This window comes from Arthrobacter sp. Ha26 (assembly GCF_059091705.1).
On record NZ_JBNHGX010000001.1, the window covers coordinates 1,119,212 to 1,139,365 of the forward strand.

A 20,154-nucleotide genomic window follows, 5' to 3' on the forward strand; every position below is an offset into this window, starting at 1 on the left:
ACCCGCACTACGTGTCGGCGCCGCTCCGGCTGCTTTCCTCGTCCAGGTCCGGCTCAGCGTCGTCCCCTGAACTGCCCTGGGCCTCCTCGTCCACTGCGCCTGGCTTTACCGCGGGCATGGCCAGCACCGCGGCGACGGTGAGGATGCCGCCCACCAGCGCCGCGAGGAAGACTGCGCCGGAAGCGGCCACCACAGCGGGCGCATCGCCTTTCGCGGCCGCGCCTGCGTGAACCGCATTGGCCACGGCGCCGAAGACCGCCACGCCCAGGGCGCTCCCAATGGACCTGGCGAACATGTTGGTGCTGGTCACCACGCCGCGCTCATTCCACGAGACGCTGGATTGGGCAGAGATCAGGGTGGGCGTGGCCACGAGCCCCAGACCTAGTCCCACCACGAAGCAACTGGTTGCCACGAGTGCCACGTTGGGAGTGGCTGCGGTCAGTGACAGGACCAGCAGGCCTGCCACGGTGACGGAGATACCGATCAATGCCGTGGCCTTGAACCCGATCCGCAGGTACAACCGGCCGGCCTGCGAGGCACTGATCGGCCAGCCGAGGGTGAGTGCTGCGAGCGCCAGGCCGGCAACGAGGGGCGAGGCGTCCAGCGCTCCTTCCAGGAACGTTGGCACGTAGGAGGTCAACCCGATCATCACGGCCCCGACCCCGAAGGAGACCAGTGCCGTGGTGCCAAGAAGCCGCCGCGACACCACCCATGACGGCAGGACCGGTTCCGCTGCCCGCCGCTCCACCATCAGGAACGCGGCCAGCAGCACCACGCCAACCGTAAAGATTCCGATGCTGATCGGAGAGTTCCACTCCCACCCTTGTCCGCCCTGAAGGGCGCCAAGGATCAGCAGGCCAAGCGAAACCGCCAGCAGGGCCGCGCCGGCGTAGTCCACCCGGTGTTTGGCGCGTTCAACGTTCTCGTGCAGGGTCCGGAGCAGCATCCACCCGGCCAGCAGGCACAGCGGAACATTGACAAGGAAGATACCGCGCCAAATGCCCAGCGAAGAGAAGATCCCGCCGAGGCTAGGGCCCACCACCGAGGAGACAGCCCAGACGCTGGCAAGGTAGCCCTGGACCTTGGCGCGCTCCTCCAGGGAGTAGATATCCCCGGCGATGGTGATGGATACCGGCAGGACGGCCCCTGCTCCGAGTCCTTGCAGGGCGCGGAACGCGATCAGGGCGGGCATGCTCCATGCAATACCGCACAATACTGACCCGAGCAGGAACAGCCCGATGCCCGCCAGGATGATCGGCTTGCGGCCCACCATGTCGGACAGCTTGCCGTAGATGGGTACCGATACGGCCTGGGCCAGCAGGTAGGCCGAAAACAGCCAGGGGAACGACTCGAACCCGCCTACATCCCGGACGATCGACGGCACGGCAGTGGCCACGATGGTGGAATCAATGGCCACCAGTCCGGTGGACAGCATCAGGGCGATCAGGATGGGGCCGCGTTCAGAACGGAACCCCACTCCCTGGGCACGGGCGGTCATCATCAGTCTCGTTTCGGTTTGGGTCCCTGTTACCTCCACTCTAGGTACCCACGACTGGCACCGGCTATCTTCTGCCCTGGTGTTCGTCCAGGAGCCGGGCGCAGCGGATGAACCCCAAGTGCGAATAGGCCTGTGGGTGGTTCCCCAGGTGGGTCTCCGTGCCGGGGTCGTACTCTTCGGGCAGCAGCCCGGTGGGGCCGAAAAGGTTTACCAACTGGTCGAACAGGTCCCAGGCCTCGTCGATGCGTCCCACGGCCACATAGGCTTCGATCAGCCAGGTGGTGCAGATGTGGAACCCGCCTTCCAGGCCCGGCAGGCCGTCGTCGTACCTGTACCGGAAGACGGTGGGCCCCACCCGCAGCTCCCGCTCCACGGCACTGACGGTGTCCAGGAAGCGCTGGTCCGCAACGTCCAGCAGTCCGGAGAGGCCAATGTGCAGGACCGCCGCATCAAGGTCGGGGCTGTCGTAGGCCACGGTGTAGGACTTCGCCGACTCATCCCAGCCCTCCCGCAGCACCTCCTCACGGATAGTGGCGGCGGTCGGCGCCCAGGCCGCATCCGGCTCCCGGCCGTGGCGGGCCGCTGTCCGCAGCGCGCGGTCCAGGGTCACCCAGCACATCACCTTCGAATAGACGTGGTGGCGCGCTGCCCGCCTCGCCTCCCAGATGCCGTGGTCGGGCTCGTGCCAGCGGGCCAGGACGGCTGAGGCCATTTGGACCAGCAGCTCCCAGTGGTCATCGGCGAGCGCGCCCTCCTTCTCGCTCACGGCATGGATCAACTCAGCAACGGGGCCAAAAACGTCCAGCTGCACCTGATGGTCCGCTGCGTTGCCGATCCTCACGGGCCGGGATCCCGCATATCCCGGAAGGCTGTCGACGACGGCTTCCGTGGAGAGCGGCGCGCCGGTCACCGAGTACAAGGGGTGCAGCCACTCGGGGCCGGGAGCGTGTTCGAGGATACGGCCAAGCCAGCCGAGGAATCCGGCGGCCTCCGCCGTGGAGCCCAGGTCCACCAGCGCGTTGACCGTCATGGACCCGTCCCGCAGCCAGCAGTACCGGTAGTCCCAGTTCCTTGTCCCGCCGATTCCCTCGGGCAGGGACGTGGTGGGGGCCGCAAGGACGGCGCCGGTGGGCTGGTGCACCAGGGCGCGCAGTACCAGGGCTGACCGCCGCACCAAGGAGGGTTTGACGGATGGCAGGACGAGCTTTTGCACCCACTGGCGGGCGTGAAGGGCCACCCCGGCGCGCCGCTCCGTCTCCCCATCCGGGTCCGCGGCCTGCGGTTCGGTATCGCCGCAGCGCAGGTTGAGCACCACGGGCCCGTCCTGCAGGTTCACGGATGCAGTGGCTGTGGCATGGCGTCCGTCGGAGGTAATGCTGAAGCTGGCTCCTGGAGCGAACAGGATGATCGGTTCGGACGTCCCCACCACATGGAGCTCGTCACCGCGGGCTTCCATGGCGAACGGGGCGTTGGCGTAGTCCGGCCGGGGAGCAAAGACGATCCTGGCCGCTCCGGTGCCCGAGAGTACCCGGACCAGGCTGGTGATGCCGTCCGGGGCAGGCTCAAGGTAATCGGTGACCGTGACGTCGGCCCAGCGGGTTTCGACGATCATGGTGCTGTCCACGTAGCGCTGCCCCAGCACCTGGGAAGCCTTGACCGGCTCCACGGAGAAGTGGCCGGCAGCGTCACCGCCCAGGATGTGGGCAAACAGGGACCCGGAATCCGGCAGCGGGTGGCTCATCCAGCAGATCTTCGCGTCCGGTGTCAGCAGCGCCGTGGAGGATCCGTTGCCGATCATCGAGTGCCGTTCCAGTCCCACCGCATCCTCGCCGAAGAGCCAGGCCCGCCGCAGTTCGAAGAGGAGCGCCAGTACCCTGGCGAAAGACTGGGGGTCTCGGACGCGGTGCGCGGCGGTGGTCTCACCGGGGCCCACCCGAAGGCCAAGGTCGGGCCCGCGCAGGGTGGCGATGGCCAGTTCGTCGCTGTAGGCGTCCCCGGCGAACATGGCGGCGCTGGCTCCGAGCCGGGACCGAAGGCTCTCCAGCGCCTCCGCTTTGGCGGGTTCCTGCACGGACAGGTCCAGCACTGAACCGTCCACGATGAAGAACAGGCCATGGGCCCGGGCAATCTCACGGGCGGTTTCGGTCACGGACTCCACAATGTCCGGCGGAGCGGACCGGGTATGGACAGACACGGCCACAGGTTTGCGTTCAATCCAGATGCCTTTTTGGAAACCCACGGCCTCATTGAGCGCTGCGTTGACCTTCTGCAGGACGGATTCCGTGGCCAGTGTCTGGGCGTGCGCGAAGCCCATGTCCGATTCCGCGCCATGCGAACCGATGAGGTGAACCTCCACGGGAAGGCGCGAGACGGCCGCAAGGTCACGGAGCGAGCGCCCGGAAATGATGGCTGCATGGGTGTTGGGCAGCGCGGCAAGGGCGCGCAACGCTATGGCCGCACTGCCCAGCGGGAGGATCTCGGTGGAGATGCCCTCGGCGTCGCACAGGGTGCCCCCATAGTTGCAGGCCACCAGCAGCCCGGGGACGCGGGCCAGAACTTTGAGCTCCGCGAGCAGCGCAGGCGTCAGGCCGTCGTCCGCCGCGTCCGAGTGCACGAAGGAGCGGAGCATGTCCAGCGGAAGTGAGCGGGTGAGCAAGGCGGAATCCGCCACGCTTTGGTTCAAGGGCGTCGGCATCCGTGTACCCCTCTGAGGCGGGACCAGGCCGGGAACTCAGCCGCTGGATTGCCTGCGGACTACCGGTTGGTGCCCCACCCGCGAATCCCAGCGATTCAGCGAGGGGGCACTCCCATGGTCAACCTCAGCCGTTTCCCCCGAAAGTCCCCTTCATTGCGTATGTGTAAAAGTCCGCCGGCCGCGCACAGCCTAGACCCGCGCCAGCCCGGCGGCCTGGGCCAGGAGCTCCACTGAGCGCAGCCGCTCCTGGGTGCCGTTGCTTTGGTGGGCCACGATCAGTTCATCGGCATCGGCGTGCTTGCCGAAGCCGTCCAGGTAATCGATCACGGCTTCGGGCGTGCCCACCGCGGAGTAGGTCATCATCTGCGAGACGTGCTGGCCCTGCGGGGAGTCGAGGATCATGTCCGCTTCGTCGTCGGTGAAGTCGCGGCCGCCGCCGAAGAACAGGGACACCCTGGCCCGCATGGTGGCGCGCAGCATGGCCTGCGCTTCAGAGGCGGAATCGGCGGCCACCACGTTCACGCCGGCGATGACGTGCGGCGCATCCAGCTGTGCCGAGGGCTTGAATTCGCGGCGGTAAAGGGCCACGGCGTCCTGCAGTGCGTTGGGCGCAAAGTGGGAAGCGAACGCGTACGGCAACCCCAGCTGGGCGGCCAGCCGCGCCCCGAACAGGGAGGATCCCAGGATGTAAAGCGGAACGTTGGTGCCCTTGCCCGGGGTGGCCTCCACACCCTGGATCCGGGTGGGGCCGGTCAGGTAGCCCTGCAGCTCCAAGACGTCCTGCGGAAAGCTGTCCGCGGACATGGGGTCCCGCCGCAGTGCGCGCATGGTGTTCTGGTCGCTGCCCGGCGCGCGGCCCAGTCCCAGGTCGATCCGGCCCGGGTGCAGGGTCTCCAGGGTGCCGAACTGTTCGGCGATGGTGAGCGGCGAGTGGTTAGGCAGCATCACGCCGCCGGCACCGAGGCGGATGCTTTCGGTGTGCGCGGCCACGTGGGCGATGAGCACGCTCGTTGCGGAGGAGGCGATGGAGGACATGTTGTGGTGCTCGGCGTACCAAACGCGCCGGTATCCCAGCCGCTCGGCGCTCTGCGCCATGGCCACGCTGCCCGCGAAGCTCTCCGCCGCCGTCTGGCCCTTGCCGATTGTTGCGAGGTCAAGGATGGAGAGGGGAAGAGTCACGGTGAGTGCCGGCCTTTCGGGACGTTTCGCAGGAAGGTGCCGGCCGGGATGGCGGCGGGCACCAAAGGCATAACGACGGCGGCGGCCGGCTTATTTCTGTGACCTTCGGAATACTCAGCAGGCTGATGATGTTGCCGCCCCTATGAGCCTAGAGACGACGAACCAGTTGGAACTGTCCGAAACGATTGACCTGAAGGACCTCGGGACCGTGCACCGGCTCGGCTTCGGTGCCATGCGCATCGTGGGCGACGGCGTCTGGGGCGAGCCCGCGGACCGCCAGGCCGCCGTGGACGTGGTACGCCGCGCCGTCGACCTCGGTGTGGACTTCATCGATACCGCAGACTCTTACGGCCCGAACATCAGCGAAGAGATCCTTGCCGAGGCCCTGCACCCATACAAGGACGGGCTGAAGATCGCCACGAAGGTGGGTTTCACACGCACCGGGCCCAACAGGTGGATCCCCGTTGGCCGTCCGGAATACCTGCGCCAGCAGACGGAACTGAGCCTGCGGAAGCTGAAGGTGGACACGTTGGACCTGCTGCAGCTGCACCGGATCGACCCCAAGGTGGACGCCGAGGAGCAGTTTGGCGTGCTCCGCGAACTTCAGGACGAGGGCAAGGTGCGGGCGTTGGGCCTCTCGCAGGTCAGTGTTGCCGAGCTGGAAGCCGCGGGGAAGTACTTCACCGTTTCCACTGTGCAGAACCGGTACAACCTGACGGACCGGAGCTCGGAGGACGTGCTGCGGTACTCGGAGGAGAACGGGATCGGCTTCATTCCGTGGGCGCCGATTTCGGCCGGTGAACTCGCGCTGCCGGGCGGGCCGCTGGATGAGGCTGCGAAGCGCCTCCGTGCCACCGCTTCGCAGGTTGCGCTGGCCTGGCTGCTGCGCCGCTCCCCCGTGATGATGCCTATCCCCGGCACCGGTTCCGTGAAGCACCTCGAGGAGAACATGGCGGCGGCGGGCCTCACGCTCGACGACGACACGTACGCCGAGCTCGAAGCCGCCGGCAAGTAGCCCCTTCGGGAAACAGACAGGAGAAACACGATGGCAAACATCCTGATGGTTGTATCAGCCGCCGATTCCCTCACCATGAAGGACGGCAGCGAGCACCCCACGGGTTTCTGGACGGAGGAGCTGGTGGTGGCCCACCAGTCGCTGGCCGACGCCGGACACACCGTCCGTATTGCGACGCCCGGCGGGGCCCAGCCCACGGTGGACCAGGTTAGCCTGGCCGCTGAATCGGCAGGTGGCGAGGAGAGGGCGAACGGATTCCGGGACTACCTGGCTGCCGTCGATGCCGAGCTCTCGCACCCTCTGGTGCTGGCCGACGTAGACCTCTCCGCCTACGACGCCATGGTGATGCCCGGCGGGCACGGGCCCATGGCCGACCTGTACAAGGACGCAGACCTTGGCCGGCTGCTGGTGGCGGCGGACAGGGACGGGAAGATCATTGCGCCGTTCTGCCACGGTCCCGCCGGGCTGCTGAGCGCAACGGACGACGACGGCACGTTCGTTTTCGAGGGACGTCGCCTCACCGTCTTCACCAACGAAGAGGAACTGGGCGGCGGCACCGGCGAGAACACGCCGTGGCTGGTGGAGGATGCGCTAAAGGAGAAGGGCGCGGTGGTGGACAACGCCGCCGCGTGGACGTCCCACGTGGTCCGGGACGGTAACCTCATCAGCGGGCAGAACCCGCAGTCCAGTGAAGACGTGGCCAAGGAAGTCATCAAGGCGCTGGGCTGACGCACCCTCGCATTGCGGTGTTGAACACAGAGAAGCGGCCCGGTCTGGTGACCGGGCCGCTTCTCTGTGGCGCACGTCGTTGGGCGCTCCCGCTGTCAGGATCAGACGGCGCAACCTCCCAAGGCGATGGTTCCGTCGATGGCGGCGATCTGCTTTTGGACGTCGCCCAGTTTGGTCGTCAGGGCGTTGACGACCAGCCTCTGTGCCGCAACTGCATCCTTGTTTGCCCCTTTCTTGGCTTCCAGATTCCTCAGGGTTGTCTGGGCCGCCGTGATCTGCTGGTCCAGGGTGGTCAGCTGGCCCTGCAGGGTTTTCAGGTTCGCCTCCGCGGCGGTGATTTCACCGTTGAGCTGGTCGAGCTGGTCGAGAAGGGGCTTCACCCGGTTCTGCAGGGACAGGATCTCGTTTTCCTTGATAATGACCTGGCTGTTGATCGCTGACACGTCCGCTGCCAGGCTTTCGGCCAGCCGGTCCAGGGACTCGACCTGCACCGTTTGGTCGGTCACGGCACCGTTCGCGGACTCCAGGGCCGACTGCAGACGCTTGAGCTGGTCCTGCAGCGTTGCAAGTTCGGTCTTCTTGCCCTCCACCGCCTGGTCGGCCGCGGCCAGTTCTTCCTGTGCCGTCCCCAGCGCGGACTTCTTGCTTTCCAGCACAGTTTCCTGGTCGGCGACGGCCTGCTCTGCCTGAGTGGCGCCGGACTCCAGTCCCGGAAGGGCGTTTTTCAGATCCGTGACCACAGTTTGCTGGGCCGCCACGGCTTTGGCTGCGTCGGTGGTGGCCTGCTCGAGGGCGGACAGGCCGCCCTGCAGGTCCGCCAGTTCGGTCTGCTTGGCGGTCACCGCGGCGGTGGCCTTGTCGACAGCGCCCTGCAGGGCGGAAATCCCGACCTTGAGCGACGCGATCTGGGTTTCCTTGGCCGTAACGCCCTCATTGGCTGCTGTCAGAGCCGCCTGCAGCGGTGCTGCCTGCTGCTGGAGGGTACTGCTCTCCGTCTGTTTGGCGAGGAGTTGGGCGTTGAGGGTGTTCACTTGGTTCTGGAGTGTTGCCAGGTTGCCCTGCAGCCCGGAGATCTGCGCGGTTTTGTCGGTGATCTGGCCAGTGACAATACCCAGCTCGTCCTGCTTCGCCTTGCGCTGGGCCTGCAGCACAGTCTTCTCGTCCGAATTTCCCTTGATGGCGGCAATTTGCCTTGTCAGATCGTTGATTTGGGTTTGCAGGGATGCAGCTTTGTTCTCCAGCGCCGTGAGCTCGTTCGTGGCGGCAGTCAGTTCAGCCCGTTTTGCGGTGATGCTGGCGTTCAGCGTGGTGACCTGGCCCTGAAGGGTTGTGGTCTCGGCGCCCAGGGTGCTGGCCCGGTCATTGTTATCCTCCACCGCTTTCGCGGCAGCCGCCGCAGCAGCCTGCAGGGTGATCAGCTCGGCCTCAGCCGCTGCGATGGCATCGTTCTGTGCGTTAAGGGCGTTCGTCGCGGCGGTAGACGTGGCCTCAAGTGTGGTCAGTTGAGTCCCGGCGCCGGCGATCTGCGCTTTCTTGTCCGCGACGGCCGCATCTGCGGCTGTCGCTAGGGTTTGGAAGTCAACCAACGTCTGTTCCTCGGTGGCCAGCTGATCCTTCGCGGCCTCCAACGTCCCGGTGGCCCAGGCACTGTCCGTTACGAGGCTGTCCAGGTGCTCCTGAGCCTTGGTGACTTCCAGCCGAGCAGCGTCGACGGTGGTGGCTGCGTCGGCAGCCGCGGCCATCAGGATTGCCAATTCGCCGTCGGCCTGCTGGATTTGGCCTTCCTTGGCCGAGACGGCACCCGCCGCGTCAGCCGCCGCCGTCTGCAGCGTTTCGAGCTCCGTCCGGGCGTCGGTGAGTTCCTGTTCGTTGGCTGCCTTGCGGGCTTCGAGCCGGGCAGCCTCCGCCTCAAGGTCTGCGGTTGCGCCCTCGGCGGCCGCCAGTTCTTCCTGAAGGGGTGAAAGCTCGCTGACGACGGCCGCTTGCTTCGCCTCAAGGTCAGAGATGGCAGCCTCAGTTTCCTTTACCTGTGCCGCCTTGCCGGCCCTATCCTCAGTTAGCCGGGCTAGTTCCTGCACTGCGGCAGCCTCGTTATCCACGAGTTGTTTCTCCTCAGCCGCAAGTTCCGCGAGGGCTATGTCTGCAGCCTGGATCCCGGCCTTCAGTTCAGCTTCCTGCGCCTGCAGCTGCGCCTTTTCGGCCTCCAGCTTGGCGATGACATCCGCGTTCTTCTTCGCCGCCGCCCTCAGCAGGTTCTCCTGCACTGTTCCGCGATGCGCGAACTGGTTCACCACGCCGTTGCACATCCCGGTCGTGGACGTCGTTGCCGCCGTGGCGGGCTGGACCAGCACCAGGCTTGTGGTGAGGAGACCCGGCAGGACAACAGCTGCGGCGAGACGGCGGGAAAGGACAGACCTTGATGCTGCAGTGCGCATGTGAACTCCTGTTGAGACCAAAAGCGACTCACCCGAGCCGCTGCCTTAGCCAACGGTAGGTCCCGCTGAGGGGCCAGCACACGCGTAATCGCCCACCTGTCTTTACCCGTGAGTACTCGTTTTCTGAAGCCGTTGCCCAGATTGGCTACTTGGTTTTGGTTTTACTACGCGGTCTCCAAATATGACCGCCGCGGTCGCCCGGTTAACCGCCGTTACTCCCTGTATCCCAGCGTTTCAGCCCCTTTGGTTCCCCCGGCGGCGCTCACGCATAGTTGCTGCAACGAGCACACTCCGATGCATCCGCGACCCACCTCCGAGGAGGAAAAATGGCCATTATCAAGGCGAAACCGGCTGCTGCCGTGGCCCTCACCATCACCGCGCTGCTGGGGCTGGCAGCATGCGCAGACCCAGGCGCCACGGCGGCGACAGCACCGACGTCGGGATCCTCCACCACTGCTGCCGGCAAGACCTTCAACCTGTCCCCGCAGCAGGACCGCTTTAAAGTTTCCGTGGACTCCGACGCCGCCGCACTGGTCCCTGAAGCCATCAAGGCCGATGGCAAGCTCACGGTAGTCAGCACCGGGGGCACGGCGCCGCTGAGCTTTTTCGCAACCGACAATAAGACCCTCATCGGCAGTGAACTTGATATTGCCTACGCGGTCGGCGAGACGCTCGGGCTGGAGGTTGAGGCTCTTCCCGTGGCTTGGGCAGACTGGCCGCTGGGGGTTGAGTCCGGCAAGTATGAGGCCGTGCTCTCCAACGTCACGGTCACCGAGGCGCGCAAGGAGAAGTTCGACTTCGCCACCTACCGGAACGATCTCCTGGGCTTTTACGCGAAGAGCGATTCCGATATCGGCGAAATCAAGGAGGCCAAGGACGTTGCCGGCAAACGCGTCATCGTCGGGTCCGGCACCAACCAGGAAGCCATCCTGGTGCGCTGGGACGAGGAGAACAAGAAGAACGGCCTGAAGCCGGTCGAGTTCCAGTATTACGACGACGACTCCGCCTCCACCCTGGCGCTTCAGTCGGGCCGCGCGGACCTGACGTTCGGGCCTAACGCCGGCGCGGCCTACAAGGCCGCCCTGGACGGCAAGAGCAAGCAGGTGGGCACCCTCAACGGAGGGTGGCCACTGACAGCGGAGATCGCGTTCACCACCAAGAAGGACAACGGCCTGGCAGTGGCCGCCCAGGCGGCGCTGAACGAACTGATCGAAAACGGCACCTACGCCAAGATCCTGGACCGCTGGGGCCTGTCTTCCGAGGCCATCAAAAAGTCCGAGCTGAACCCGGCAGGCCTGCCCAAGAAGTAAGCGGCCCGCCGACGAAGGAATCCCCGCCGGGTACAGACCCGGCGGGGATTCTTCGTGGGGGGGTACCCGCCCCTTACCTTGCCGGGGCTACTCGGTAGGAGCTGCTGATCGCTATCCGATTGAAGGCATTGATGGCCATCGCCACCCAGATAACAGCTGACACTTGACCTGGGGTCAGCTCCCCGGCCGCAGACTCGTACAGGCCCCTGTTCGAGTGTGAATCCTTGATCAGCGTGACGTATTCGGCCAGTGCCAGGGCGGCGCTTTCCTGCGCGTCGAAGTACTTGGTCTCCCTCCACGCTGACAGGACGCTCAGGCGCTCGGGACTCTCCCCCTTAGCGAGTGAATCTGCGCTGTGTATGCGAAGGCAGTAGGCGCATCCGTTGATTTGGGATACCCGGATCTTGATGAGTTCAATGAGCAGCGGGGAGATGCCCTCGCCCAAGGCCGCCTGCTCGGCCATCTGGGCCATAGAGCCTACGGTCGCGTAAAGATCCGGATGCCGGGTGCCGATGTTGGTGCGCGCGGGTGTGGCGGTGACGGTCATGGTGCGCCTTCTTGCTGGATGGGTGCCTGTTAGGGCCTTGGTCCAACCTTCGGCCCTGGGGCTTGCCCGGGACTAAGAAATGGGACGAAGTGGCACCAAACGTCCCACTCAGTCCGGTCGCGCCCCGGCAAGGACCTGGAGGTAGGAAGGCGTCCCGCATCCGAGGACGGCAAGGCGAGTGAGGCCGTCCAGGAACGCCGGGTCAACGGCCTCTCCTGTCGAGATGAGCCGGTGGTGGATGGCTCCATACAACGCATCAACAATGGTTCCCAGATCGGCGTCCGGACGTATCTGACCGTGGCCGCGCCCCCGTTCCAACACATCAAGGAAGCCTTGGCGCCGGTCCCGCAACAGGGTCTGGCGGTACAGGAGCGCGAACTCAACACTGCGGACCGCTTCCGCGAGCAGGTTCGCCACTGTCGAAGCGGTTTGGCCATCATCAAGGCACCTGGTCAACGCCACAAGGTAGGCGTACAGGTCGCGGGAAACGTCGCCCGTGTCCTTGACCTGCGTTTGGAGGTTGGTTGTGTAGGTGAAGGCCTCCAGCACCAGTACTTGTCGCGAGGGCCAGTACCGGTACAGCGTGGACTTGCTCACCCCCGAGGCGCGGGCCACGGCGTCGATGGTGACGTCGTCATAACTGAGGCGGTCAATCAGCTCCCCCGCAGCCTGCAAAACCTGCAGGCGCACCTCAGATTTGCGCGACGCCGGTGGATGGGCGGGATCCGCAGCCCTGCGCCCGGCAGCGGAAACCGTCCGTCGGGCATGGCGGGCATCGCCGGACTGCACTTCCCCTGTTCCCACAGAAACTCCTCACGGACCGCAGCGGACTGACCCGGCAAGTCTCCCACGGACCTGGAAAGTGCGCTCTTGGCCTGTTTGGCAATAGTGTGGCCAGATGGGGACAAACACCGTCAACGGCGAACAGATCGACAGGCAGACGCGGATTCTCGAAGCGGCGCTGGATCTGCTGTCCCGCCACGGCATCTCAGGCGTGAGCATGCGGGCCGTGGCACGCGAAGCCGGTGTTGCCCTGGGGCTCGTGAACTACTACTACGAGGACAAACTGAGCCTGATCCGGGCCGCGTTGCACCGGGTGGACGAGCACGACCTCAGGCTGGTGGCCCCCGACCCCTCGTCATCCCCGGACGAACAACTGCGTAAAGCCCTGCGCCGGGTTGCCGGCGCGGAGCTGCTGACCACCCGGTACCTCTCCCTGCGGCTGCACCTCTGGGCCCTGGCCCAAGCGCATGAAGACTTCGCGGAGATCAACGCTGCCGCCTTCGACCGGTACCTCGACCGGCTCGCGGCACTCGTCTCCAACGCCAACCCCGACCTCTCCCCCGAGGAATGCAGGGAACGGGCAGCTGACATCGTCGTCGTTCAGAACGGCATGTGGCTGACGGCGCTCCTTGGCGTGGACAAGGAGTCCATCCAGCGAAGCATTGCCCGCACGGAAGAGATCGCTTTCGCGCCGCCGCAGGGCAAGGACACCGGCAAGAACAGCGGTAAAGACACCAGCCAGGACGCCCTTCAGGAGCGCTAAGCCTCCACAGCGTCACCCGCTGCGGCGTCGGTCCCGTCATCTTGAACGAATGTTCAAGATTTCTATTGAACACTCGTTCAACTTGCCCTAATCTCTTCCTATGACTTACGCCACACCGTCCAACGACGCGTCAGCATCCACCCTCTTCATCAACGGCTCCTGGGAGCCGGCCGCCTCCGGCGCCGTCCGTGAAATCCGCAACCCGGCCGACGGCGAGCTGGCAGCCACCGTGTCCGAGGCAGGCCGGGAAGACGCCGAGCGCGCCATTACCGCCGCCCGAATTGCCTTCGACTCCGGAGTCTGGTCAAGTGTTCCCGCGCCGGAACGCGGGACCTTCCTGCTCAAGGTCGCCGCGGAACTGCGCGAGCGCCGGGAAAAATTCGCCCGCGCCGAGTCGCTGGACACCGGAAAGCGGATCGCCGAAAGCCGCATCGACATGGATGACATCGCCGCCTGCTTTGAGTATTTCGGCAGGCTTGCCGGCCAGCAGGCGGGCCGCATGGTCGATGCCGGGGATCCCGCCGTCGTCAGCAGGATCGTTTACGAGCCGGTGGGCGTCTGCGGCCTGATTACGCCGTGGAACTACCCCCTGCTCCAGGCCGCGTGGAAGATCGCCCCCGCACTGGCCGCCGGCTGCACCTTCGTCCTCAAGCCCTCCGAACTCACCCCGTCCACCGCCATCCTCGCCATGCAACTGCTGAAGGACCTCGGCCTGCCGGACGGCGTCGCCAACCTCGTGACCGGACCCGGCGCGGAGGCGGGCGCACCGCTCTCGGAACACCCCGCCGTCGACCTCGTCTCCTTCACCGGCGGCCTCGAAACCGGCAAGCGCATCGCCGCAGCCGCCGCCGGAACCGTCAAGAAGGTGGCGCTGGAGCTAGGCGGCAAAAACCCGAATGTGGTCTTTGCGGACGCAGACTTCGACGCGGCCGTGGACAATGCCCTGAACGGCGCCTTCGTCCACTCCGGCCAGGTTTGCTCCGCCGGGGCACGGCTGCTGGTGGAGGAATCCATCGCCGAACGCTTCGTTGACGAACTGGTCCGCCGGGCGCAGGACATCCGGCTCGGTGGCCCGTTCGATGAAGCCGCGGAAACCGGCCCCCTCATCTCCGCCGCCCACCGGGACAAAGTCCACGCCTACGTCCAGCGCGGCATCCAGGAGGGTGCGCGGCTGAGGGTTGGCGGCGAGGCGCCTGCCGGAGGGAAGTACGACGGCGGGTTCTACTACCAGCCCACCATCCTGGACCAGGTGCAACGCGGCATGTCCGTGGTCACCGATGAGGCGTTCGGCCCCGTCGTGACCGTCGAAACCTTCCGTACCGAGGACGAGGCCGTGGCCACCGCCAACGACACCATCTACGGACTGGCGGGCGCGGTCTGGACCCAGGACGCAGGCAAGGCGCAGCGCGTGGCAGCCCGGCTGCGGCACGGCACCATCTGGATCAACGACTACCACCCCTACCTGCCCCAGGCGGAGTGGGGCGGCTTCGGCCAGTCCGGCGTCGGCCGCGAGCTTGGCCCCACCGGGCTGGGCGAATACCAGGAAGCCAAGCACATCTACCAGAACACCAGCCCCCAGGTGACCGGCTGGTTCGCTGACCACGGCAAGGAGAACTAGATGCACTTCGACAACATCGAGGACCTCACTGACCGCGCCTTTGACTACATCGTCATCGGCGGCGGATCCGCCGGAGCGGCGGTCGCCTCACGCCTGAGCGAGGACCCGGACGTGACCGTGGCCCTGGTGGAAGCCGGCCCGGACGACCGCGGGCTGCCTGAGATACTGCAGCTTGACCGCTGGATGGAACTGCTGGAATCAGGCTACGACTGGGACTACCCGGTGGAACCGCAGGAAAACGGCAACTCCTTTATGCGCCACGCCCGCGCCAAAGTCATGGGCGGCTGCTCCAGCCACAACTCCTGCATCGCCTTCTGGGCTCCGCGCGAGGACCTGGACGAGTGGGAAGCCAAGTACGGTGCCACAGGCTGGAATGCTGACGCCGCCTGGCCGCTGTACAAGCGGCTGGAAACCAACGAGGACGCCGGCCCGGACGCACCCCACCACGGGGACTCAGGCCCCGTGCACCTGATGAACGTGCCCCCGGCGGATCCTGCCGGCGTCGCCCTCCTGGACGCCTGCGAACAGGCCGGAATCCCGCGCGCAAAGTTCAACACCGGAACCACCGTGGTGAACGGCGCCAACTTCTTCCAGATCAACCGCCGCGCGGACGGCACCCGCTCCTCCAGCTCGGTCTCCTACATCCACCCGATCATGGAGCGCAGCAACTTCACGCTGCTGACCGGCCTCCGCGCCCGCCAGCTCGTGTTCGATGCGGACAAGCGCTGCACCGGTGTGGACGTGGTTGACTCGGCCTTCGGCCGCACCCACCGGCTCACCGCCCGCCAGGAAGTCATTCTGTCCACAGGCGCCATCGACTCACCCAAGCTGCTGATGCTCTCCGGCATTGGCCCGGCAGCCCACCTCGCCCAGCACGGCATCGAGGTCCTGGTGGACTCCCCCGGCGTGGGCGAGCACCTGCAGGACCACCCCGAAGGCGTGGTGCAGTTCGAGGCCAGGCAGCCCATGGTGCAGACCTCGACGCAGTGGTGGGAGATCGGCATCTTCACTCCCACCGAGGACGGCCTGGACCGCCCCGACTTGATGATGCACTATGGCTCGGTCCCGTTTGATATGAACACCCTGCGGCACGGCTACCCCACCACCGAAAACGGCTTCAGCCTCACCCCGAACGTCACGCACGCGCGCTCCCGCGGCACGGTGCGGCTGCGCAGCCGCGACTTCCGGGACAAGCCCATGGTGGATCCGCGCTACTTCACCGATCCGGACGGCCACGACATGCGGGTGATGGTAGCCGGAATCCGCAAGGCCCGGGAAATAGCCGCCCAGCCCGCTATGGCGGAATGGACCGGACGCGAGCTGTCGCCCGGCATCGAGGCGCAGACCGACGAGGAACTGCGGGACTACATCCGGAAGACTCACAACACGGTGTACCACCCGGTGGGCACCGTCCGGATGGGACCGGCCGACGACGTGATGTCGCCGCTGGATCCCGAGCTGCGAGTGAAGGGCGTCACCGGCCTGCGCGTCGCCGACGCCTCCGTGATGCCTGAACACGTCACCGTCAACCCCAACATCACCGTCATGATGATCGGCGAGCGCTGTGCTGATTTGGTCCGGGCGGACCTCATCCGCGCCGACCGGGCCGGCGAAACCATGGCCACGGAAGAAATGGAGCTCACCGCTTCCCTCGCCTGACAGGCAAGGCGCCGGCGGCAGGACATCAGCACTTCCATGTGCCATGCCGGCCGGTCATCAGTTATCGTGCTTTTCTGAACTAGGAGTCCACATGGCGGAACCCAGCAAGAGTATTGATTCAAGCGGCATGGACGAGTTTGGCTATACGCAGACCCTGGACCGCAGCATCGGCAAGTTTGCCAGCTTCGCGGCAGGGGTCAGCTACATCTCCATCCTCACAGGTGTTTTTCAACTGTTCTACTTTGGTTTTTCCATGGCCGGCCCTGCTTACGCATGGTCCTGGCCCCTCGTTTTCGCCGGCCAGCTCATGGTGGCGCTGTGCTTCGCTGAACTGGCGGGACGCTACCCGGTGGCCGGCTCCGTATACAACTGGGCCAAACGGCTGACCTCCGGGACATGGTCCTGGCTTGCCGGCTGGCTGCTGCTCATCTCCTCCATCGTGGCGCTCGGGGCGGTGGCCCTGGCCCTGCAGCTCACCCTGCCGCAGCTCTGGTCCGGCTTCCAGATCATCGGAGACGGAACGGGCACCTACGACTTCGCCCTCAACGGCGTGCTGCTCGCGAGCATCATGATCGGCATTTCCACCATGATCAACGCCTTCGGCGTGAAGCTCATGACCAGGATCAACAGCATCGGCGTCTTCGTGGAGCTGATCGCGGCGGTCCTGCTCATCCTGGCCCTGGGCTGGCATGTGGTCCGCGGCCCCGAGGTCCTTTTCGACACCGCCGGGTTCGGCACCGAGCACCCGCTGGGCTTCTTCGGGGTGTTCATGATCGGCGCGATGGCGTCCGGCTATGTCATGTACGGCTTTGATACGGCAAGCTCACTGGGCGAGGAAACCAAGGATCCCAAGCGCACGGCACCCAAGGCGATCATCCGCGCGGTCACGGCGTCCTTCCTGCTGGGCGGCCTCATCCTGTTCTTCGCGCTCCTGGCAGCCCCGGACCTGGATGACCCCAAGCTCGGCGCTGCCGACGGCGGCCTGCAGTACCTGGTGCTCTCGGTGCTCGGCGGCCCCTTCGGCAAGGCCTTCCTGGTGTGCATCGTGGTGGCCGTGGTGGTGTGCACCCTGGCCGTCCATGCCGCAGCCATCCGGATGATGTTCGCCATGGCCCGGGACAACAACCTGCCCTTCAGCCGCCAGCTCAGCAAGGTGGACCCGGTCCGCAGGACCCCTGCCGTTGCTGCAATCGTCATCGGAATCCTGGCCGTGATCCCGCTGCTGGTCAACGTGATGCAGCCGGCCATCTTCACCATCCTGTCCAGCATCAGCATCGTCCTGATCTACCTGTCCTACCTGCTGGTCACCGTCCCGCTGCTCCGCAACCGGCTGCTGAAGAAGTGGCCGATCGCGGACGACGGTTCCGAGCCCGGCTTCAGCCTGGGCAAGTGGGGGCTGCCGGTGAACATCCTCGCGGTCCTGTGGGGCGGGGCCATGACACTGAACCTGGTGTGGCCGCGGCCGGAGATTTACAACTCGGTGCCGCCGTTCGAGTGGTACCTGCAGTGGGGCGGGGTGCTCTTTGTGGGCGCCGTCGCCGGCGGCGGAGCGCTGCTCTACCGCCTGAAGATCCGCCATCAGACGGGCGTGCTGGCCGAGCATGCAGCGGCCGTCGCCGCGCACCCGTCCACAGGACCCGCCGACCCGGCCACGCCTGCGGAGCCCCGTGGGGTGAACGCGACCGTGGCCTAGGTCCACTGCCCGCACACTGTCAGCTACAGCTTTCACAGCCCCGCAGAAGGGCCGACGGCGGCACTCACCCGAGTGCCGCCGTCGGCCCTTCTTCTATGTCCAAGTGCCAGTTGGCGAAGGGCCGTTACCGGCTCCTTAGGGTCACCCTCTGGCCGGAGTCACCCCACCAAGTCCTGAGGAGCCGGCGTGCGGGTCCCCGTTGCGGAAGCTGCGGCGGGCGCGGGAAGTTGAGCGAGAACCCGGTCAACAATGCTGTCGATGGGGTGACCAGCGGGCACGATGAATCCCGCTTCATCTGCTTGCAAAGGCTCAAGTGTCTCCAGTTGTGAATGGAGGAGGGATGAGGGCATGAAGTGCCCGGGCCGCTGGGAGACGCGGTCTTGCAGGACCGGGAGCTCGACGTCCAGCTGGACGAATCTTGCGGAGGGTGCTTTGACCCGGATTGCGTCCCTGTAGGCGCGCTTCAGTGCTGAGCATGCCACGACGATTCCATCGGGGTGGTGCGCAGCCAATTCGGTGCCTACCCGTCCAAGCCAGGGCCACCGGTCCTCGTCTGTCAGTGGGTTGCCGGCGGACATTTTGTCGACATTCGCCTGGGGATGAAGGGAATCGGCATCAACAAACTCGGCACCGATGCGCAGTGCAAGAGCCGCGCCGACGGTTGATTTTCCTGCCCCCGAGACGCCCATGACCACTATGACCGGGTTCACTAGAGCATTCCCTGGTGGGGTCTTCCGGCGGGGATGGGGGACAGCCTGGTGACTGCTACGGGCTCCTCCAGGAGGCCCTCGAGTGAGGCGTTGAGACGTTTGACCGGCTCTCCTCCGCCGTGCGCGTCGAGCAGTTCCGCATTGTCCCATTTTTCGATCATGACGATCTGGCCGTTGGGGGCTTCATGGATGGCGTAGAGCTGGCATCCACGTTCCTCGTGGACTTCCGCGATGGCGGGGGCAAGGGCGGCAGCAACCTGGTTAAAGGCGCCTTCCTTGGGCGTGAAGACGGCGGTAACGATCACGGTCATGCTGGTTTTCCTTATCTGGTTGGTGACAGCAGGAGCGGGGAGCAGCTGCTGCGCGGGACAAAGTCCGCTTTGACTTCGATGGTGCGGGGGGTGTCCGGGAGCCGGCCCTGCATCCGTCCGAGCACCAGGTCCAGGGAATGCACGGCGAGCATGCTGATGGGCTGGCGGATCACGCTCAACGGAGGGCTCGTCATTTCGGTCCAGGGGTTGTCATCAAAAACAATGACCGACAGATCCTCGGGGATACGTTCGCCCATCTGGACGAGGCGCCGGACCGAGCTTTGAACCTGAGCGGTGTTGGCCACGATGAGCCCGCTGGGGCGATTGGGCATGGCGAGCAGGGATCCCACTGCGTCGCCGCCGCCATCTCCGCGAAAGGGGACATCGCGGATCAGCTGGGGGTCAACACTGATCGAGCGGTTTTCATGGGCGGCCTGGTATCCCTGAATCCTGGCCCGGCCGGTTGAGGTGCTGACCGGCCCGGAAATGAGGCCGATCCGGGTATGTCCGAGACTGAGCATGTACTCGGTGGCCTGCCGGGCCGAATCCACGTTTTCGATACTCACCACATCGACGTCCCCAAGATCTGCAATGGTGCGGTCGACAAAGACAACGTTCACTCCCAGGGCCTGCAGGCGGGCCCATTTTTCGACATTCGCGCCGGTGGGCGTAGCGATCACTCCCCCGACCGAGCGGTCAAGGAGGGTGTCAAGGGAATCGGCTTCAAGGTGGGGGTCTTCCTGGGTGGTCATGACCACCACCTGCACCCCATGGCTGCGGGCTTCCCAAACGATGCGGTCCGCAAGCTGTGCGAAGAAGGGGTTCGCCAGGTCCGCGACCACCAACCCGACCGTCGGAGCCTGCCCGACGCTCAGTTCGCGTGCTGCGGCGCGCGGGCGGTACCCCAGCTCCTCGATGACCCGCAGCACCATGTCACGCTTGGCGGGCGCAACAGGGCCTGACTCCGGATTCAGGACCCGGGACACCACGGAAACTGATACGCCCGCCGCCGACGCGACATCGCGAATAGTTGGCGCCTTCTTCACTTCTCCTCCTCATGGAAGTCCTGTATGCGGAGCAGGTTACCCGCAGGCATCACAGTGTCGTTGATGCCTACAAGCGGTGCGAGCCCGAAACCGGACTTCCGCTGTGACTGTTGACACAGCCTAACACTGACTGGTACAAAAGTGGAACCGGTTCCACTCCGGT

The 20,154-nt window shown here is 65.6% G+C and carries 16 protein-coding genes; 7 read left to right on the top strand and 9 right to left on the bottom strand.

Going from position 1 to position 20,154, the window contains the following annotated elements; genetic code table 11:
• Window positions 1–7 precede the first annotated feature (7 nt).
• The 3 genes from AC5RVY_RS05345 to AC5RVY_RS05355 form a co-directional block, all read right to left on the bottom strand.
• Window positions 8–1,501: an MFS transporter gene (locus AC5RVY_RS05345; RefSeq protein ID WP_493953640.1), complete on the bottom strand. Its 1,494-nt coding sequence runs from the start codon at window positions 1,499–1,501 to the stop codon at window positions 8–10.
• 61 nt (window positions 1,502–1,562) lie between these two features.
• Window positions 1,563–4,193, bottom strand: coding sequence for a trehalase-like domain-containing protein (locus AC5RVY_RS05350; protein WP_493953641.1), 2,631 nt, complete (start codon window positions 4,191–4,193; stop codon window positions 1,563–1,565).
• A gap of 189 nt (window positions 4,194–4,382) precedes the next feature.
• Window positions 4,383–5,372: an LLM class flavin-dependent oxidoreductase gene (locus AC5RVY_RS05355; RefSeq protein WP_493953642.1), complete on the bottom strand. Its 990-nt coding sequence runs from the start codon at window positions 5,370–5,372 to the stop codon at window positions 4,383–4,385.
• Window positions 5,373–5,514: 142 nt separating this feature from the next.
• Between AC5RVY_RS05355 and AC5RVY_RS05360 the strand changes: the two genes are divergently transcribed.
• Both AC5RVY_RS05360 and AC5RVY_RS05365 read left to right on the top strand, forming a co-directional pair.
• Complete coding sequence (locus AC5RVY_RS05360) at window positions 5,515–6,387, top strand: aldo/keto reductase (protein ID WP_493953643.1); 873 nt, start codon at window positions 5,515–5,517, stop codon at window positions 6,385–6,387.
• 30 nt (window positions 6,388–6,417) lie between these two features.
• A complete protein-coding gene (locus AC5RVY_RS05365; protein ID WP_493953644.1) occupies window positions 6,418–7,116 on the top strand; it encodes a type 1 glutamine amidotransferase domain-containing protein in 699 nt (232 codons plus the stop codon).
• Window positions 7,117–7,217: 101 nt separating this feature from the next.
• Here the strand turns inward: AC5RVY_RS05365 and AC5RVY_RS05370 are convergent, their stop codons facing one another.
• The gene (locus AC5RVY_RS05370; RefSeq protein ID WP_493953645.1) at window positions 7,218–9,551 is read right to left on the bottom strand and encodes a coiled-coil domain-containing protein; all 2,334 of its coding nucleotides are present in this window, start codon (window positions 9,549–9,551) and stop codon (window positions 7,218–7,220) included.
• Between the two features lie 326 nt (window positions 9,552–9,877).
• Here AC5RVY_RS05370 and AC5RVY_RS05375 point away from each other — a divergent pair, with 326 nt between their 5' ends.
• Window positions 9,878–10,861, top strand: coding sequence for an ABC transporter substrate-binding protein (locus tag AC5RVY_RS05375; protein WP_493953646.1), 984 nt, complete (start codon window positions 9,878–9,880; stop codon window positions 10,859–10,861).
• 73 nt (window positions 10,862–10,934) lie between these two features.
• Here AC5RVY_RS05375 and AC5RVY_RS05380 read toward each other — a convergent pair whose 3' ends face one another.
• Together AC5RVY_RS05380 and AC5RVY_RS05385 are read right to left on the bottom strand one after the other, a co-directional pair.
• Window positions 10,935–11,408 (bottom strand): carboxymuconolactone decarboxylase family protein, encoded by a 474-nt coding sequence (locus AC5RVY_RS05380; RefSeq protein ID WP_493953647.1) that lies wholly within the window; start codon window positions 11,406–11,408, stop codon window positions 10,935–10,937.
• Window positions 11,409–11,516: 108 nt separating this feature from the next.
• Complete coding sequence (locus AC5RVY_RS05385; RefSeq protein ID WP_493953648.1) at window positions 11,517–12,212, bottom strand: TetR/AcrR family transcriptional regulator; 696 nt, start codon at window positions 12,210–12,212, stop codon at window positions 11,517–11,519.
• A 94-nt stretch (window positions 12,213–12,306) separates the two neighbouring features.
• Here AC5RVY_RS05385 and AC5RVY_RS05390 point away from each other — a divergent pair, with 94 nt between their 5' ends.
• The 4 genes from AC5RVY_RS05390 (at window position 12,307) to AC5RVY_RS05405 (ending at window position 17,924) form a co-directional block, all read left to right on the top strand.
• Entirely contained in the window at window positions 12,307–12,954 is a 648-nt protein-coding gene (locus tag AC5RVY_RS05390) for a TetR/AcrR family transcriptional regulator (RefSeq protein ID WP_493953649.1), read from the top strand.
• Between the two features lie 100 nt (window positions 12,955–13,054).
• A complete protein-coding gene (locus tag AC5RVY_RS05395) occupies window positions 13,055–14,572 on the top strand; it encodes an aldehyde dehydrogenase family protein (RefSeq protein ID WP_493953650.1) in 1,518 nt (505 codons plus the stop codon).
• Window positions 14,573–16,231 (top strand): GMC family oxidoreductase, encoded by a 1,659-nt coding sequence (locus AC5RVY_RS05400; protein WP_493953651.1) that lies wholly within the window; start codon window positions 14,573–14,575, stop codon window positions 16,229–16,231.
• Window positions 16,232–16,322: 91 nt separating this feature from the next.
• On the top strand, window positions 16,323–17,924 hold the full coding sequence (locus AC5RVY_RS05405) for an APC family permease (protein WP_493953652.1): 1,602 nt from the start codon (window positions 16,323–16,325) through the stop codon (window positions 17,922–17,924).
• A 158-nt stretch (window positions 17,925–18,082) separates the two neighbouring features.
• Here AC5RVY_RS05405 and AC5RVY_RS05410 read toward each other — a convergent pair whose 3' ends face one another.
• From AC5RVY_RS05410 to AC5RVY_RS05420, 3 genes are read right to left on the bottom strand one after another with little or no spacing between them, the layout of a single operon-like run.
• The gene (locus tag AC5RVY_RS05410) at window positions 18,083–18,634 is read right to left on the bottom strand and encodes a gluconokinase (protein WP_493953653.1); all 552 of its coding nucleotides are present in this window, start codon (window positions 18,632–18,634) and stop codon (window positions 18,083–18,085) included.
• Window positions 18,634–18,945: a putative quinol monooxygenase gene (locus AC5RVY_RS05415; protein WP_493953654.1), complete on the bottom strand. Its 312-nt coding sequence runs from the start codon at window positions 18,943–18,945 to the stop codon at window positions 18,634–18,636. Before AC5RVY_RS05415 ends, AC5RVY_RS05410 begins: the two co-directional genes overlap by 1 nt.
• An 11-nt stretch (window positions 18,946–18,956) precedes the next feature.
• On the bottom strand, window positions 18,957–19,991 hold the full coding sequence (locus tag AC5RVY_RS05420) for a LacI family DNA-binding transcriptional regulator (RefSeq protein WP_493953655.1): 1,035 nt from the start codon (window positions 19,989–19,991) through the stop codon (window positions 18,957–18,959).
• Window positions 19,992–20,154: the final 163 nt, after the last annotated feature.

Coding starts and splice junctions, on each gene's coding strand:
- AC5RVY_RS05345 (WP_493953640.1), bottom strand. CDS start 1,501: ATGATGACCGCCCGTGCCCAGGGAGTGGGGTTCCGTTCTGAACGCGGC.
- AC5RVY_RS05350 (WP_493953641.1), bottom strand. CDS start 4,193: ATGCCGACGCCCTTGAACCAAAGCGTGGCGGATTCCGCCTTGCTCACC.
- AC5RVY_RS05360 (WP_493953643.1), top strand. CDS start 5,515: ATGAGCCTAGAGACGACGAACCAGTTGGAACTGTCCGAAACGATTGAC.
- AC5RVY_RS05365 (WP_493953644.1), top strand. CDS start 6,418: ATGGCAAACATCCTGATGGTTGTATCAGCCGCCGATTCCCTCACCATG.
- AC5RVY_RS05370 (WP_493953645.1), bottom strand. CDS start 9,551: ATGCGCACTGCAGCATCAAGGTCTGTCCTTTCCCGCCGTCTCGCCGCA.
- AC5RVY_RS05375 (WP_493953646.1), top strand. CDS start 9,878: ATGGCCATTATCAAGGCGAAACCGGCTGCTGCCGTGGCCCTCACCATC.
- AC5RVY_RS05380 (WP_493953647.1), bottom strand. CDS start 11,408: ATGACCGTCACCGCCACACCCGCGCGCACCAACATCGGCACCCGGCAT.
- AC5RVY_RS05390 (WP_493953649.1), top strand. CDS start 12,307: ATGGGGACAAACACCGTCAACGGCGAACAGATCGACAGGCAGACGCGG.
- AC5RVY_RS05395 (WP_493953650.1), top strand. CDS start 13,055: ATGACTTACGCCACACCGTCCAACGACGCGTCAGCATCCACCCTCTTC.
- AC5RVY_RS05400 (WP_493953651.1), top strand. CDS start 14,573: ATGCACTTCGACAACATCGAGGACCTCACTGACCGCGCCTTTGACTAC.
- AC5RVY_RS05405 (WP_493953652.1), top strand. CDS start 16,323: ATGGCGGAACCCAGCAAGAGTATTGATTCAAGCGGCATGGACGAGTTT.
- AC5RVY_RS05415 (WP_493953654.1), bottom strand. CDS start 18,945: ATGACCGTGATCGTTACCGCCGTCTTCACGCCCAAGGAAGGCGCCTTT.